Source organism: Salinisphaera sp. G21_0, assembly GCF_017744115.1.
Lineage (GTDB): Bacteria > Pseudomonadota > Gammaproteobacteria > Pseudomonadales > Endozoicomonadaceae > Endozoicomonas.
In genome coordinates, this window is the sequence record NZ_JAGHQW010000028.1 from 25833 (window position 1) to 44051 (window position 18219).

General features: G+C 47.7%; 10 protein-coding genes. 1 reads left to right on the forward strand and 9 read right to left on the reverse strand.

What is annotated here, in order from left to right:
• Window positions 1-9: 9 nt before the first annotated feature.
• The 6 genes from tolQ to ruvC all read right to left on the reverse strand — a co-directional run bounded on the left by tolQ (window position 10) and on the right by ruvC (window position 10647).
• Entirely contained in the window at window positions 10-678 is a 669-nt protein-coding gene (tolQ, locus tag J7439_RS14230) for a protein TolQ (protein WP_209202650.1), read from the reverse strand.
• Between the two features lie 240 nt (window positions 679-918).
• Window positions 919-4296, reverse strand: a complete 3378-nt coding sequence (locus tag J7439_RS14235) for an ATP-binding protein (RefSeq protein WP_209202651.1) — start codon at window positions 4294-4296, stop codon at window positions 919-921.
• 79 nt (window positions 4297-4375) lie between these two features.
• Complete coding sequence (locus tag J7439_RS14240) at window positions 4376-8278, reverse strand: hypothetical protein (protein ID WP_209202652.1); 3903 nt, start codon at window positions 8276-8278, stop codon at window positions 4376-4378.
• 182 nt (window positions 8279-8460) lie between these two features.
• On the reverse strand, window positions 8461-9462 hold the full coding sequence (gene ruvB, locus J7439_RS14245; RefSeq protein WP_209202653.1) for a Holliday junction branch migration DNA helicase RuvB: 1002 nt from the start codon (window positions 9460-9462) through the stop codon (window positions 8461-8463).
• A gap of 20 nt (window positions 9463-9482) precedes the next feature.
• Window positions 9483-10100, reverse strand: coding sequence for a Holliday junction branch migration protein RuvA (ruvA, locus tag J7439_RS14250; RefSeq protein WP_209202654.1), 618 nt, complete (start codon window positions 10098-10100; stop codon window positions 9483-9485).
• A gap of 22 nt (window positions 10101-10122) precedes the next feature.
• Window positions 10123-10647, reverse strand: a complete 525-nt coding sequence (gene ruvC / locus J7439_RS14255; RefSeq protein WP_209202655.1) for a crossover junction endodeoxyribonuclease RuvC — start codon at window positions 10645-10647, stop codon at window positions 10123-10125.
• Between the two features lie 828 nt (window positions 10648-11475).
• On the opposite strand from ruvC, the gene J7439_RS14260 reads away from it, so the two are divergent.
• The gene (locus J7439_RS14260) at window positions 11476-14961 is read left to right on the forward strand and encodes an RAP domain-containing protein (protein WP_209202656.1); all 3486 of its coding nucleotides are present in this window, start codon (window positions 11476-11478) and stop codon (window positions 14959-14961) included.
• A 201-nt stretch (window positions 14962-15162) separates the two neighbouring features.
• Here J7439_RS14260 and J7439_RS14265 read toward each other — a convergent pair whose 3' ends face one another.
• The 3 genes from J7439_RS14265 to J7439_RS14275 form a co-directional block, all read right to left on the reverse strand.
• Window positions 15163-15909 carry a YebC/PmpR family DNA-binding transcriptional regulator gene (locus J7439_RS14265; RefSeq protein WP_209202657.1) on the reverse strand — a complete coding sequence of 249 codons (747 nt, stop codon included), beginning with the start codon at window positions 15907-15909 and terminating at the stop codon, window positions 15163-15165.
• A gap of 60 nt (window positions 15910-15969) precedes the next feature.
• A complete protein-coding gene (gene aspS / locus J7439_RS14270; protein ID WP_209202658.1) occupies window positions 15970-17754 on the reverse strand; it encodes an aspartate--tRNA ligase in 1785 nt (594 codons plus the stop codon).
• A gap of 91 nt (window positions 17755-17845) precedes the next feature.
• Window positions 17846-18118, reverse strand: coding sequence for an FmdB family zinc ribbon protein (locus tag J7439_RS14275; protein WP_209202659.1), 273 nt, complete (start codon window positions 18116-18118; stop codon window positions 17846-17848).
• Window positions 18119-18219 lie beyond the last annotated feature (101 nt).

The following is an 18219-nucleotide window of genomic DNA, read 5'->3' on the forward strand; positions in this document are numbered from 1 at the left end:
AAGATCCCTTTATGTCCGGCTGTAAACTTTACGGTGAAGGATACTGGAAAACTCATCCGCAAATATCTCGTAATTGGACACCAGGGCTTCAACCCTTGAAGCATAGCGGTTATAGGCGACAACCGCCGGGATAGCGGCAACCAGGCCGACAGCAGTGGTCAGCAAAGCCTCGGCAATGCCCGGTGCAACCGAAGCCAGGGTTGGCTGCTGAACCACCGCCAGCCCCCGGAAAGAGTTCATAATACCGACAACCGTGCCAAAAAGACCAAGATAAGGGCAAGTAGATCCAACACTGGCAAGAAAGGGAAGGTTCCCTTCCAGGCGCTCCTGCTCCCTGGAAATGGCCACCCTCATGGCCCGCTGAGCACCTTCCATAACCGCATCAGGATCAACAGTCCCCTGGTTTCGCAGGCGGGTAAACTCGGCAAAACCGGCTTTAAAAATGTGCTCCACCCCTGAGCCGGGTTGTTCATTTTGTTGCACTTCCTTGTACAGCAGAATCAGATCCATTCCCGACCAGAAACGATCCTCAAAGGCAATCATAGCCTGCTGCGCATTTCTCAGCAGGATTCCCCGCTGGAAAATTATCATCCATGAAACAACCGATGCAGCTACCAGTAACAATAATACCAGTAGCACAATCCAACTGGCGTTACCCACCAGAGCCCATAGAGACATGCTTTCTGCCACCGACAACCTCTCTACCCATCAATTATGAAGTCGAAAAAGGACTGATCATAACACCAAAAACCACAATGGGGATCAGAACCACCCGATAAAGGTCAATCAAAGCCGGGTAATCTTATCCCGAGAATAACTGTTTGATAACACGTCAGTGAGGGAGATCAAATCAGATTTACAGACACCCTACAGAAGGACAGAAACCCCAACTACGCTTTTGCACAGTTCACAATGAAGCTATGAGCCAGAATGTTCCACTAAAGCGTTACAGAGTGTCTCCAGCCCCATAACGTCCAGCAGCTTACACAGTTCAATAACTTTTTCAGGGACGTTGCCATAACCCGGCTGCACAGACCACCCTTCGGCTTTTTCTTCCAGTGTTTTCAGGTCACCGATCTCAAGAAGGCACTGCAAAGCAGTGACCATTTCCTTCTGACAAACGCCGGAGAGCGGCAAATCAGGAGACAAGCCGTTATCATTTTCCAAATGGTCATAAATACAATTAAACAGTTCATCAAAGCGCACGGGTTTGGCAATAAAACCACAAAAACCGGAATCTGCAATTTGTACTCTCGCCTGTTCTGACACACTGGCAGATACGGCCATAATCTTAATGGATGGGTGTCGGCCGATACGGTGAATCGCCCTGGCAGCATCAAAGCCATCCAGGCCGGGCATTCTAAGATCCATCAAAATAAGGTCGTAGCGAGTGGTTCTGCATTTTTCCACCGCTTCCAACCCTCCCTCTGCTGCCTCAACATGAAAAGACTTAGACTTAAGGGCCTTTACCAACATATCTCTATTATTAATGCTATCGTCAACCACCAGAATTTGATGTTGATTAAAGTGCTCTGGCTGTAAATCAGCTCCGCCGTTTCCCGGGGGCGAGTCGGCTAACACGTTTCTACTTTCCCCGTGGCTAACCTGATAGGGAATACTGAAATAAAAACGACTCCCTTTGCCTGGTTCACTCTCAGCCTGAAGCTCTCCCCCCATAGCTTCCACCAGACGATAACTGATAGACAGCCCCAAACCGGCACCGCCACATTCCTGCCCTTTCTTTAGCTGGGTGAATGGCTGAAACAGCTGCGCCAAATCCGATGGGACAATGCCCACGCCACTATCAAGGACTTCAAATTGAAGCTTTTCACCTTTGACAAACACCTTTAGATAGACACTGCCAGAGTCAGTAAACTTGACGGCATTGCCAACCAGATTGATCAACACCTGGCGCAGTTTGACATTATCAGCAACGATCTCCAGCTCCACATTGGGCAGAATATCCAGCAGCAAGTTCAGGCCTTTGACTTTCGCAGTTTCGCGAAAATTGGCAAACACCATATCCAGCGTCACCTGGATATTAAAAGGCACCATCCGGGTTCTCACAATGCCGCTTTCAATCTTGGTGATATCGAGAATGTCATTAATCATGGTCAAAAGATGCAAACCACAGGCCTCAAGGGATGACAGACTTTCCCGGTATTTATCGGGAACATCACTGTCAGCCAACAGCAGCTGGGCATAGCCAAGGACGCCATTAAGCGGGGTTCTCAGTTCATGGCTGATATGTGACAGGAATAAAGATTTTGCCTGACTGGCCTTTTCGGCTGTTTCTTTCGCCTTCAGCAACTCGCCTTCGATCCGTTTTCTCTGGGTAATGTCACGAAAAACGATGGAGATCAGCAAACCATCGGCTGTGGTCAGCACGTTGCTGGATATTTCCACTGGAAATCCATGGCCATACTTATCAACCCCACGGGAAAGCCATGCCTCCAGGCAATGGCTATCGATGTCATCGGAGTCGAGCTCATTCAGCAGCATCAGATCTGACCGGTACTCAGGATCAATTAACAGCGCTAATGGCAGGCCCAGTAAATCACACTCATGATAACGAAAGAGATCTTCGACCCTGGGGTTGACCAGGGTGATGACACCCGCCGTATCGGTGATAACAATGGCATCCGGCGAACCGGCTATCAATGCCTTGAATTTTTCCGTATCACGAACAAGATGGGTAATATCATTTCCCATACACTCAATGCTATCCAGCTGTTGACCGGTGTTTTTCTGGGTGAGAGAGCTTTTATTGGCGTGCCCCGCACAACCCACTTCAATACAGCGTATGGAACCGTCTTTATGGAAAAATTCCAGTTCAAATGTTTCCTGCCAAACCCCTTTTGGCAACTGCTTCAGGACGCTTCTGAAGGTATCGTTAATCACCGAATCCGTTAAGAAACCCTGAATTTTTCCAGAAAACTCGTCTTCGTCGAAACCCAGTACTGAAGTTATTGATGGACTGACATAGGTAATATCCCCCGAAGTGGCCAGATGAAAATAGAAATAACGTCCTCTTAGCTGCTGGACAAGGCTGGCCATATTTTGTGCCCGGGCTTTTTGCAAAGCTTCTTCCCGGTTTAACAGTCGTTCCTTTAACCGGATAAAGCTCCGGTTCAGGCTAACCGCCTCATCCTTTGAATCCTGGAAATTATCACTTGAGTCACTGGGCAGAAAACCAAAGGTATTCATTTCACGCTTTAATTCATTCAGGGGACGAGTAATCCTGCCAGACACACCCCATAAGCATATAATGGCTAACACCATGGCCAGACCAATCAGGCTTGCGCTTAAAAAGGCCTGTTTATACACCGGCTTCATGATGTCAGTTTCCATGATGCTATAGCTGAAAAACCAACCGGTGGATTTAACAGGCACAGCTGCCGACCACTTGTAGCTGCCCCTGGTTAGAATACGGACACTGACCAGCCTGCCCTCCTTAACAACATTGTGCAAAACATCCTTCATAAAACCGCACGGTTGATCAGGCCTGGAAGGTTTAATCGGGCTGTAAAGTAAATGCCTGAACGAACCGCCATTATCTGAGGGAAAATAGAGTTCACCACTGCCCTCACAAGGCCCAAGCCGTGAGAATTTTTCAATGGTTCTGTACTTCAGTAGCGATATGCCATTGGCGTACACAATGTGTCCGAAAGGGTCGGCAATAATCAGGCGAACCCGAAAATCCAGGTTTATCGGCATATTGACCAGTTTGGCGGCATCCAGATCGAGCCTTAGAAAGCGGGTCCGATGGTTATCATCCGACACCCTGACCAGAAAGCTGGTATAAAATACCGGCCCGGTTAATTCAGTATTAACATACCAGTCATACTCTAAATTATTGTTGATTGATAAATAGATTTGATCAGGAATGGAGTAATCTGAGCCTTGATCTCCAGAAACAAATTTCTTCACCATCCAATCAAAGTAAACAGACTCTTTACTTTTTATCAACACCCCGCCTTTCTTTTCAAAATCGACAATGGATACCGATTTCACATAGGGCATATCTCTGAATATTGAAATAACTTTTGCAGAAAGGTCATGATAAGAAATATCACTGGCAGACAGGGATAAGGCCTTGCCAGCCAGGATCACTTTACTCATTCTTGTATCTACGGATGCTGCATATCGCAACGTCTCATTGAGATGCCTTCTGCCGATTTCCTCAGAGGCAGTCCGAAAGGTAAAATATAGAAAAACAAACGTAATGATACTGTAGAACACTATCGCTGGTAGCAGATTAAACAGCGTAATCTTCTGACGGATAGATGTAGCCATAACACCATATTACATCCGGAAATATTTCATAGGTACTGCAGCCGTGTTTATCAGACAACCATCATCCAACATGCCCGCATTATCGATCACTATAGAATCTCCCATGGGGGGCATTCAGGCACTCCATAGAACTCCTGCTGACGGAGTCCCCGTTGATAAGGGAAGTATATGGTATACTGACAGATACTGACTTCAAGGATAGATCTTCCACAGAACCAATGCGGTCTATTGCTTTGAAAAAGCCCTCATCATAACCACTGCATACTCTGACGACTGGCGTATCATGCAGTAGAAAATGCCCCGACCTGTACCCATACCCACCCTCGATAAACATAAAGTCCGGTTTGGAGGATGAGGTTTCATTAATCCTTGCCTTAATCTTCTCCTGAAGCATATTCATGGTAAGCTCACTGGTAAAGTTCATGAATGATATGTCATTGCCATTTCTATCCTTCGTGAGACGTAGCATCCAACGAGCATACTCTCTGGTATCTTCTGAAGGTAGTGGCATCATCATGTACACTCTTGGAGAGTGTTCCCGACCAAATTCATCTTGTATCATATCGACATAACCACGAAGCCATGGCTTTAATCGAGTCATGATACTGGACGACAAGTTCATTTTGATAAAGACACGCTCAACATCCCGTTCTACCTTCCTGGTTTCCGCACAGCTGCCCGGGAGCCATACGACGAGCTTCTTAAGGAAATCTTCATCAGAAAGGTTCTCACTATTTTCATTTCCCAGACTTATTTCTTTTCTGATTTCGTATAATTCTTTCAAACCACGAAGCACTTTTTCAAAAAATAATTTTTCATAACCATCCTGGCATGGCATATAGGTAACTGGTAATGAGCAATTTAGCTTACTGCCCTGCTCTCCTTTGTCCTTGACGAAAATACTGGACCATGGGTTTTCACTGACATTGCCAATCAGATAGGAATGCTCCGGTTGACGATTAACAAGTACCATTGTGTCCATTGTCAAATTCTCCAGAGTATCATGAAATGCCTCAACCCCTGTGCATTCTTCCAGGCGAAGAGATTTATCCTGACACATAGACCGCCACTGATATAAAGCCGTTCGAAACTTCTTATCACGCCCATGAAAAGGCTCAACCAGGAGCACATCCACTTTTTTACCATAAATCCTTCTGACCAGTCGTTGAAAGCAAGGTATGGTGATCATTAGAGAATCACTGGCTTCGTCAAACTCGGCATCCAGCAATAACTGATGACTTAATCCCAAAACACTATCAACGCTTCCACCCTCTATGGGTTTATAGCTATGAACATCTTCCCATTTTTTTAGCCAGGCAAAAGCAGATTCATTAAACATATCCTCTTTAGGGCAAGTAGTTGGAAAGAAATGAATAACATCACCTTTTATAGCCTTATTCATCATTGTTTCGCATTCAATTTTGGATAAGATATCTTCTTTGTGGTCATCAATACCATTGCCATTCAACTTCTTCGATGATTTCTCCGCCAGACTCTTTTTTATTCGCTTCATGTATCCAAAGGCCACATCAGACAACTGTCGAAGCAACTCCATTCTTCTTGATAAGGGTAATGATTTTATCTTTTCCGATTCAGCCGGATCAGTCTTATCTACATATTGATCAAAATCAACCAGGGGTTTTTGTATATACCGTTCAAATAAACTCGATACAACTTGAGAAAACTGCCCCCCTGAAGACGCGTCTTCATTATAACTGAGGCTTTCCATAGTCATTTCAGAGCCTGAGAAAAAATGGCAGGCACACCAGGATAAAAATCGATCATCTTCCGCCAGCAAAGAGGACACTTTGCTGACCACGTCCCGCAGGGAAGATGTTTCCTCTTTATGTGAATCATGACTGACCGACTCTCTTACCAGTCTGGATTGTATTTTTTCAAGTTGACGAAGATCATTGGTCAGCATCACCAGCACAAACAATTTTGACATCTGTGGATCTTCAGACATTTTGGAAATAAAATCATGGCGCTCCTTAATCCATTCCATCATAAATTGATTCCCCGGCAAAATCTGTCCATCGATGGTAACCGTTGCCGGGGCAACATCAAGATAAATAAGCTGATGTTTCTTCCGGTCATAGGCAAAATTTGCAAAATTACCATCAATAACACATTTGATTACCCAGCCATTCCCTTTCTCCTCGATCATCTTGTTAAATCGGTCACACCTGTCTATCAAATCCAGAATGCCTTTAATGATTTCAAATTTAACCTCAGGTTTTTCATTAGGATCTTTCAATATATATTCAACCATCTCTTCCTGATCGTATTTCCTCTGTAATCCTAACACTGTCACCTGGTCCTGTTCATAAAACTCCGGTTTCATTGAATCGCCATTAACATCCATTGCTTCCATCCTGTAATGGTGGTCGGACAAGACCGGTTCATCGCAATCTTCTCTGGGCAGGACGGTCAGGTAATCAAGGTTATTGAAAGCATCGGACTCTGATGCACTGTTTCTTATCCTCCTGACCGTCACTGGATAATTAGAAGCAGCGACACCATAGGAAACATTCTTTTCTGGAAAATCAAATTCATAAACCTGATCAGCACCAATAGCACTATCCCGATACGGAACAGCTATGTATTCTATAGGACTCAGTGCAAACTTGATTTCTCCATTTTTTCCCAGCTGGGGGTCTGTCATTACACATGAGCATATTATCTGTGTACTACCCAGTGTCCTGATGGTTGTTCCAGAGGTAGAGCGGTTCATGCTGCGCATGATTTCTTTTGCTGCTAATTTGTTAAACTCTGCATGGATAAAAACACGTTGTGCAATTCCTGAACCAAGATATTCACCAACAAAGCCATTTTTCTCAGGTGTAGTCTGCCTGGTATTCCTGACAATGGGTATCGACTTCTGGCGCAGAAGATCCCTGTTGGTTTTATTGTTTATACTGCCATCCGCATTTCTTTTCAGCTTATCCCTGGTTGACTTGCACTCCTTTTCGACATCAAATATTTCATCAAGATCGGGTTCAGGACAGTTAATAAACGGGGCTTGCAATTCAATAAATAATTCCCCTTTTTTCAGAGTTGTTACAGGGACACTGCTGGAAAAATACAGTTGATTCCTGTCTTCACTTCCAGTGACCAGCCGATAGCTGGCAATTTCAGAACTAATTTGATCCTCAGGAATATTTTCCCGAAAGCGAATCAGGAAATTCATGCTGGATTTTTCCTCGAATGGATCCAGCAGTCTTACTCGATTAATCAATCCTGAAAACGCCCTGTCACCCTCAGCACCATCCAGTTCAATGTAGATACCATCAGGACTATACATTGGTTCAGGGTGTGTAACCCGATCAAAGTCATGGCGATCAAAGGGATCCTCATGATCGGGAATAATATCAGGGGTTAACAGCGTCACCGCATGTGAATGTTTCAGGTGTAAATACAGTTTATCTACATCATCCCTTGCATAAAAGCTCACCTCATAATAAGAATTCAACGCGAGATTGTTGCTGTCGAACAACGCAACAAATTTCTCCATGACCGGATGAAGATCTCTACATAATGGTGCGTTGCCATCCTGAACTGAATGACGGGTGAACCCTAAACTTTTCGCAAACCCCATCAACACGGCCAGGTCTTCAAGCTGACTGAGAGTGCTGTAATCTGATTTCGGTCTCTTGATCCCCCTGTGAGGCCAAATGACATCAGGTGCCGATAAACGACTTTGCGCAGCTTCAGTCGTTAACCACTGAATTAACTCAGGACGCTCAACCAGGCGACATCCCCTGTCTTTTACCCCTGCCAGTCTCCCCATTCCATTGTGATTAATCAATCCTTCTTTCAGGTTCTCCTTGAAGACCTGTTCGCCTACTGCAAAAGGGATAACACGTCTTTTGATACCGGCAGCAGTTTGTACCTCTCCTGATGGATACTCTGACTCTGGTCTATCAATATTCGAGCGTACCTGCCTCCCGTAGGAAGTTTCAGGCGTTCCAAATGGGAGCATATTATACATCCTGTCTGTTTAGATAGGGCCGGACTGTGGCCTGTTGAAGTTTAGTTGCATACTGAGGGTATCAGGGTACTCCTGTTACGATATTTCCAAATGCCGTAAGGATAAAAAAAGAGGACTGACAGGTCCTCCGAGCATGAACTGAAGTCTAGTTCATAATACGACCTGAACAGCCCCTAAGGGTAATCATAGCCAAAATGTAGATAAGCGCTCTTAGTTAATACCCTGCCTCTGGGTGTTCTCATTATATAACCCTGTTGAATCAGGTAGGGTTCAAGCACATCTTCAATGGTGTCCCGCTCTTCACTGATGGCTGCGGCAAGGTTGTCAACGCCCACTGGACCGCCATCAAACTTTTCAATCATGGCCAGCAACAGTCGACGGTCCATATGATCAAAACCACTGGCGTCCACATCCAGCATATTCAGGGCAGCGTCTGCCAGTTCACGGGTTACCGAACCATCGCCTTTTACTTCCGCGTAATCCCTGACTCTTCGCAGCAGCCGGTTGGCTATACGGGGTGTGCCTCTTGAACGGCGGGCAACTTCATTGGCCGCCTCGCTACTCATCTGCACTCCGAGAATACCAGCAGAACGGATCACAATGGCACTGAGATCCGCCACATTGTAGAACTCAAGCCGCTGAACAATGCCAAACCGATCTCTTAAAGGTGAAGTCAGCAGCCCAGCACGGGTGGTCGCGCCTACCAGGGTAAAGGGTGGCAGATCCAGTTTGATCGAACGCGCCGCAGGGCCTTCACCAATCATAATATCCAACTGATAATCTTCCATGGCCGGATAGAGCACTTCTTCAACGGCTGGGCTGAGACGATGGATTTCATCAATAAACAGGATGTCATTAGGCTCAAGGTTCGTGAGCAGGGCGGCAAGGTCTCCGGCCTTTTCAATCACAGGCCCGGAAGTCGAACGGATATTACTGCCCATTTCATTGGCAACAATATGGGAAAGCGTTGTCTTGCCCAGCCCGGGCGGACCAAATATCAACGTATGATCCAAAGCATCACCACGCTTTCGGGCCGCCTGGATAAATATCTCCATCTGCTCCCTGACTTTTGGCTGCCCGGTATACTCACGCAACCGGACGGGTCGAATGGCCCGATCCTGAGCCTCCTCGCTCGGGCGTTCACTGGCTGATATTAAGCGATCCGCTTCGATCATAATTTTTCCCGGGAATGATGTTAAATCATACTTCTTAAAGCCTGCCTGATCAGTTCTTCACTGGACAGACCTTCTACTTTAATCCGCCCAATCACCTTGCTGGCTTCCTGAGGCTTATAGCCCAGGGCAACCAGGGCACTGACGGCTTCCTGTTCAGTATCAGCGGCCTGTTTTTCCAGGCCCTGCCCCAGGGGCGTTCCAGTCAAACCATCAATTTGCGCAGATGCGCTATCCCATTTTGACAGTTTATCTTTTAACTCCACAATCAGGCGTTCCGCAGTTTTCTTACCAACCCCTGGTAATTTCACCAGGGTAGAACTGTCGCCATCATGGACACAACGTACAAATACAGACGCTTCTATTCCGGAGAGCAGTGTCAGGCCCAGTTTCGGACCCACCCCATTCACTTTAATCAGGGTACGGAACAGCTCTCTCTCCCGGGCGTCGCTGAAGCCATAGAGCAGCTGCGCATCTTCTCTAACGACAAAGTGCGTATAAAGTGTTGTCTCAACACCAACCTCTGGCAGACGGTAAAACACCGACATCGGCGCTTCAACTTCATAGCCCACACCCCCTGCCTCAATCAGCAGGTATGGGGCTTTTTTTTCCAGCAAAATACCGCGAAGTCTGCCTATCATATTCAGTATCTCTTCTAGCGACTTAACTACTTAATAACCGACGATTTCTTCTACCCGTTGCACCGGCCATTCGCACCAGACTTGCCCGTGTGTGGGAGTGACACAATGCCACTGCTAACGCATCGGCGGCATCGGCCTGAGGGGTTTTATCCAACTTCAGAATTGAAGTAATCATGTGCTGTACCTGGGACTTTTCCGCAGAGCCCTTACCCACCACCGCCTGTTTCACCTGTCGTGCCGAGTACTCTGAAACGTCAAGCCCATGATTTACCGCGGCAACAATCGCCGCGCCACGGGCCTGCCCAAGCTTCAGGGCAGAGTCGGCATTGCGGGCCATAAACACCTGCTCAATTCCGACAGATTGCGGGCTGTACATTTCAATCACCGTATTGATACCCTGAAAAATTTGGGCAAGTCTTTCTGGTAGTGGCCCATCCTGAATTCGGATACAGCCCGATGCCACGTATTTACATTGGGAGCCGATTTCCTCAATGATTCCATACCCGGTAATCCTGGACCCGGGATCAATCCCCAACAATATGGCCATTCCATTTCTGTTCCAAACCTGTCGTTAAAAAGAATACTGTATATACATACACGTTTCCAGCATTACAATTTTGAAACACGACATTACCCAAATAGGCTACGAAACTCAGCGATTGCGACTTACTCTTGAACGTGGGTTTTGGGGAGTCAGCTTGCCAGATGAATAATCAAATGAAAACATTACTGACCATTGCCAGTGTCACTGTGGTGCTGTTTCTAATCACACTGGCCTTTAATCTTTAATGGAAGCCTGAGGCTCCCTGATAATTGTTTTTGGCTAGCTGCCCCTGCACCTATTACATAGGCAAAAAAACCAGGGCAATCCGGGTTTTCAGTTAACACAACCCAGGAGGCTGACCGAGAATAGGCTGCCCTGCTGCGGCGACAGCAAATTGGTCTAAAAACCCATTATTGATCAAATAAAGACAAGGTTAGCCACCCCGCCAGAGGCACATTGCCTTGTGTCACTTCAGCGCGAGGGGTCAGCAGATAAGGCATACGTTACAGCCGATGAAGGAGGGCAATTCTCAGATGACTGTTACTTTACCGCGCAAGAATTTAGAAGAGCAAACAGGTAAACCAAAAAGCGAAAAAGGAAGAGAAAAAAGCCAGTAAAAACTCATTATGGGGATAATAACCGGAGAAAGTTTTAGGGCTTCGGCACTCAAAACCAAAGGAAGTACATACAACAAGAGAATTCCGAATTTAATCTATAAAATTCGTCGCAAGCACCAATTAAACAAGAGTTTATAGACATTTCAGCAAGATGAACTATATACAGGACAGTAGTCTACTTTTTATATTTTTTATGAATTAATGAAATATAATTATGGATAGAGGCGCTGCTGGTATAAGTTGGAAATACACGACATCAGGTAATAATTATAAACCACCGGATGGTCATACCAATGCTTCAAGGAGTGGGCGATATCAGCATAGCACAGTCAGACAGGTGAATACTCCACTCCCCTATATCCCAAGGTGTAATGAATTTTATCATACTTCTGACGCATGCTCTTCTCACTATCCACCAAGACATTCAGTAAAACCTGTTTATGATTTTAATGCTCTCATTACACACGAAAAAATGAATTGCCTGGTGAGGATATCTGCTCGTTATGGTGATCGCTATGATGGTAGAAAACACAGTCAATTTGCCAGTTCAATTAAACAATACACACTGGCGTCGAAACGACCTTTAAATCATAGTGAACAAAGCCAACTGATACCATTGTTGCACGATTTTAAAGCGACACCCGGGTGGACCTGGCGAAGCCTGACGACAACGCTTCATTCCTTTACTTCAGCGGGTGTTTTGACCCCTCATAAATACATGGATGAGTTGGGAAAGGAAACTCAAGCTGCTTTACTGTCAACTTTACTTGATGCAGTAACAATACAGTGCAACCAAAAACCTGAAGTAAGGACTATTGATACACAAGGTATCGCCAACCTGCTATGGGCTGTGGCGAAACTGGTGGACAACGGGCTGGAGAAGACAGCGAAGCTCAAAGAGGCCATAGCCGCACTATTGCCCCATGTGAAAACCAAAGCCGAATCAAAAGAAGAGAAAGACCACTTTACTCCTCAGCATATTACCAACCTGCTGTGGGCCCTGGCGAAACTGGTGAACAACGGGCTGGAGAAGACAGCGAAGCTCAAAGAGGTCGTAGCCGCGCTGTTGCCCCATGTGAAAACCAAAGCCGAATCAAAAGACGAGAAAGACCACTTCAACACCCAAGGTATCGCCAACCTGCTGTGGGCTGTGGCGAAACTGGTGGACAACGGGCTGGAGCTGGAGAAAACACCGAAGCTCAAAGAGGCCGTGGCCGCTCTGTTGCCCCATGTGAAAACCAAAGCCGAATCAAAAGACGAGAAAGACCACTTCAACACTCAAGGTATCACCAACCTGCTGTGGTCCGTGGCGAAACTGGTGGACAACGGGCTGGAGCTGGAGAAAACACCGATGCTCAAAGAGGCCGTAGCCGCGCTGTTGCACCATGTGAAAACCAAAGCCGAATCAAAAAAAGAGAAAGACCGCTTCATTCCTCAGCATATCGCCAACCTGCTTTGGTCTTTGGCGAAACTGGTGGACAACGGGCTGGAGCTGGAGAAGACACCGAAGCTCAAAGAGGCCGTAGCCGCGCTGTTGCCCCATGTGAAAACCAAAGCCGAATCAAAAAAAGAAAAAGACCGCTTCATTCCTCAGCATATCGCCAACCTGCTGTGGTCTTTGGCGAAACTGGTGGACAACGGGCTGGAGCTGGAGAAGACACCGAAGCTCAAAGAGGCCGTGGCCGCGCTGTTGCCCAATGTGGAAACCAAAGCAGAATCAAAAGAAGAGAAAGAACACTTCAAGCCACAGGAAGTCGCCAACCTGCTTTGGGCCGTGACGAAACTGGTGGGCAACGGACTGGAGCTGGAGAAGACACCGAAGCTCAAAGAGGCCGTGGCTGCGCTGTTGTCCCATGTGAAAACCAAAGCCGAAACAAAAGAAGAGAAAGACCAATTCAAGCCACAGGATGTCGCCAACCTGCTATGGGCCGTGGCGAAACTGGTAGACAACGCGCTGGAGCTGGAGAAGGTACCGAAGCTCATAGAGGCCGTGGCCGCACTTTTGCGCCATGTGAAAACCAAAGCCGAAACAAAAGAAGATAAAGACCTCTTCAAGCCACAGGATGTCGCCAACCTGCTATGGGCCGTGGCGAAACTGGTGGACAATGGCCTGGAGCTGAAGAAGACACCGAAGCTCAAAGAGGCCGTGGCCGCGCTGTTGCCCCATGTGGAAACCAAAGCCGAATCAAAAGAAGAGAAAGACCACTTCAAGCCACAGGAAGTCGCCAACCTGCTGTGGGCCGTGGCGAAACTGGTGGACAATGGGCTGGAGCTGGAGAAGACACCGAAGCTGAAAGAGGCCGTGGCCGCGCTGTTGCCCCATGTGGAAACCAAAGCCGAATCAAAAGAAGAGAAAGACCAATTCAAGCCACAGGGTGTCGCCAACTTGCTGTGGGCCTTGGCGAAACTGGCGGACAATGGGCTGGAGCTGGAGAAAACACCGAAGCTCAAAGAGGCCGTGGTCGCACTATTGCCACATGTGAAAATCAAAGCCGAATCAAAAGAAGAGAAAGACCACTTCAAGCCGCAGGAAGTCGCCAACCTGCTGTGGGCTGTGGCGAAACTGGTTGACAACGGACTGGAGCTGGAGAAGACACCGAAACTCAAAGAGGCCGTAGCCTCGCTGTTGCCCCATGTGGAAATCAAAGCCGAATCAAAAGAAGAGAAAGACCACTTCAACACTCAAGGTACCGCCAACCTGCTGTGGGCCCTGGCCAAACTGATGGACAATGGGCTGGAGCTGGAGAAAACACCGAAGCTCAAAGAGGTTGTCGCTACGCTGTTGCCCCATGTGCTAACCAAAGCCGAATCCAAGGAAGAGAAAGACCATTTCAAGCCACAGGAAGTCGCCAACCTGCTGTGGTCCCTGGCAAAACTGGGTGAGGCTATTGAGCTGAACGTGGTTAAATCAATGTTCGATTCTCTTGTCGAGAGAATCAGTGAAAACCCTCAGCTCTCTGAGCATGATATATCGATGTCTCTCTGGGGAGTAATGGTATTCTGTGCCAGATTTTATCTGGACACAGGTAGCAATGATAAAAACTCGCTTGAAAAGCACATAGGTGAACTATTTTCTCGCCTGGAAAATACATCCTCAGGCAATACAGATGATCAATCCATCATTGCCATGGCTGCAAGTTGGCTGGGGAGAACGTGTCCGGTCGTCCCCCATTACCGAACAATCATTTCACAATCTCAATCCACATTCCGCGATCACCTCCAATCAAGCTTTCCGTCGTTGAAGATTGAAGAAGAAAAGAGTCTGAACTCATTACCTCCGGTTGACCTGCGACTGCCAGATTACAATATGGTTATCGATGTTCAGGGACCTTCTCATTACGTGAGTGGTGATTTCAAAACCAGGAATGGTTCGACTTTGCTTAAAATCGCCCTGCTGCAAAAACTAGGATTTGATGTCATTGAAATCCCGGTGAACAAGCTTGATAACCAGAATTCAATGGAAATCGTTATTGATCAAATAAAGACAAAGTTAGCAGTCCTGCCAGAACCCCATGGCTCTGTGTCACTTAATAGCGGCGGGGGGGCAGACGATGAGGCATACGTTACTGCCGATGAAGGAGAGCAATTCTCAGATGACTGTTACTTTACCGCGGAAGAATATTTAGAAGAACAAACAGGTAAACCAAAAAAGAGAAAAAGGAAGAGAAAAAAAGCCAGTAAAAACTCATTATGGGGATAATGACCGGAGAAAGTTTCTGACGTATCTGCCAGTGAACCATAAACCCAGGGACTCTTTGTGCAATGCTTGCCAGCCATCGACCAGCTTTAGTCTTGCGTCCCTTCAATTTCTTATAGTAAGGCTTTCGCGAAAGCCTCGGACTGTGGGAACGAGTCCGTAAAACCCGGAGCAATCCGGGCTTTCAGTTAACACAACCCGGACTCAGCCCAGTTGCTCCATGACTTCTGCAGGAATGTCCGCATTGGTATAGACATTCTGAACATCATCCAGATCTTCCAGACGATCAATCAGCTTCATGATTTTCTCGGCACCTGCCAGATCAAGCTCTGTCTGGGTAGAAGCGATCATGGCGACTTCACCACCCGCAGGAGTGAGCCCCGCTGCTTCCAGAGCATCCTTGACGGCCATAAACTCAGTCCACTCGGTCAGCACTTCTACTGAGCCATCATCATTAGTGACGATATCTTCAGCACCGGCTTCCAGGGCTGCATCCATGAGCTGCTCTTCATCAACACCTTCTTCAAAGAAAATCTGACCTTTACGCTCGAACAGATAAGCAACGGAGCCATCGGTTCCGAGGTTACCACCATGCTTGGAAAAAGCATGACGAACTTCAGCCACTGTCCGGTTGCGGTTATCCGTCAGGCACTCAACCAGAACCGCGATACCTCCGGCCCCGTAGCCTTCATAGGTGACTTCTTCCATATTGGAATCATCTTCACCACCGGCACCACGAGCAATCGCGCGGTTAATGGTATCCCGGGTCATATTGGCAGCCAGGGCTTTATCAACGATCGCTCGCAGCTTCGGGTTATCCTCAACATTACCGCCGCCCTGCTTTGCGGCAACGGTCAGTTCTCGGATAATTTTGGTAAAGATCTTGCCCCGCTTGGCGTCCTGCGCAGCCTTACGGTGTTTGATGTTGGCCCATTTACTATGACCTGCCATAAAAACCTCTATTTAAACGCTTGGCTGGCAGCCGCTCCACTGAGAGGCTGCCACGATTATTCAGTGACTGGTTGCAGATGCCGGATCGCGACGAATGCGCAGATTCAGATCACGAACCTGCTGACTTTCCACTTCACCCGGAGCCTGCGTCAGCAAACAGGAAGCTGACTGGGTTTTCGGGAAGGCAATCACTTCACGGATGTTAGTCGTACCACACAGCAGCATCACCAGACGGTCCAGACCAAACGCCAGACCACCATGGGGAGGCGCTCCGTACTTCAGGGCATCCAGCAGAAAGCCAAACTTCTCACGCTGCTCTTCTTCCTGGATGTCCAGCACACGGAATACCGCCTGCTGCATTTCCTGACGATGAATACGGACGGAACCACCACCCACTTCATAGCCATTCAGAACCATATCATAAGCACGGGACAGTGCCTGAGAAGGATTAGCTTCCAGCTCTTGCGCAGAGCAGGTTGGTGCCGTGAATGGATGGTGCAGCGCAGTCAGGGAACCATTATCAGTTTCTTCAAACATCGGGAAGTCAACAACCCACAATGGTGCCCAGTCACAGGTATAAAGATTCAGATCTTCACCCACCTTGCAACGCAAAGCACCCAGTGCCTCATTCACAATCGTTTCTTTATCCGCACCAAAGAAGACAATGTCGCCATTGGCAGCACCAATACGGGACATGATGTTCATGGTGACATCATCACCCAGAAACTTGATGATTGGCGACTGAAGGCCTTCAACCCCTTTCTCCAGCTCATTCACCTTGATCCAGGCCAGACCTTTAGCACCGTAGATGCTGACAAACTTTGTGTAGTCGTCAATCTGCTTACGGCTCAACTCGGCACCGCCGGTCACTTTCAGCGCGGCAACACGGCCTTTAGGATCTTCTGCCGGGCCTTTAAATACCTTGAAGTCAACGCCAGCCATCAGGTCTGCTACATCCACCAGCTCCAGGGGAATACGCAGGTCTGGCTTGTCAGAACCATAACGGCTCATGGCTTCGGCATAGGTCATGCGTGGGAATTCAGCACCGAGATCCACGCTCTTCACTTCCATGAACAGTTTTTTGATCAGGGACTCAGTGATGCCCATGATCTGAGCTTCATCCAGGAAGGATGTCTCAATATCGATCTGGGTAAATTCAGGCTGACGGTCAGCACGCAGATCTTCATCACGGAAACACTTGACGATCTGGTAGTAACGATCAAAACCAGACACCATCAACATCTGTTTGAACAGCTGTGGAGACTGGGGAAGTGCGTAGAAGTGCCCCGGATGCACGCGGCTGGGCACCAGGTAGTCCCGGGCTCCCTCCGGAGTTGCACGGGTCAGCATCGGTGTTTCAATATCCAGAAAGCCTTGCTCTTCCATAAAGCGACGCACGACAGCGGTGGCTTTGCTGCGAATAATCAGCTTTTCCTGCATTTCAGGACGACGCAGATCAATGACCCGGTTACGCAGGCGGACATCTTCACCCACGTCGGTATAACCTTCAATCTGGAAAGGCGGAGTCTGGGCCTGGTTAAGGATTTCCACCTGCTTACCCAGCACCTCAATCTCACCGGTAGACATATTGCTGTTCACGGTGCCTTCAGGACGGGGACGAACCATACCGGTGATTTTCAGGACATATTCGCTACGCACCTTGTCAGCCAGTGCAAACGCTTCTTCAGTATCAGGGTCGACCACCACCTGAGCCAGGCCTTCACGGTCACGCAGGTCCAGGAAAATCACGCCACCGTGATCACGACGGCGATGTACCCAACCGCAGAGGGTGACTTCCTGCCCATCATGGGAAAGATTCAGTTCGCCGCAATAATGGCTGCGCATAATATACCTCAAATCAGGAATTCAACTGGATTTCATCCCTACAGCCGGGCTGAAAGGATTTGGATCAATCACTGGTTGCCGGGCAACTCTTTTATTGACTGGTTGCAGGGCAACCGGCACAACTACTCTTGCTGTCTTTGCCAGGACAGTGGTTATCACTGGAAGACAGGTTTTTCTTACTGCCTCCTTTGAAGTCGGTTTCATACCAACCGCCACCTTTCAGCCTGAAGGCCGGTGCGCTTAACAGCTTCTTCAGTGCGGCCTGACCACAGACAGGGCAATCACTCAACGGTGCATCACTGAATTTTTGAATCGCTTCAGTCACTTCGGAGCATTGCTCACACTGATACTCATAGATCGGCATTGACGCTAGCCTACCCTTTTACTTACAACAGTAAGCACCATCGCATTGAATTGGGCGCTTACGTTTACTGATTCGCAGAAAAACGGCCATTATACCCCAAA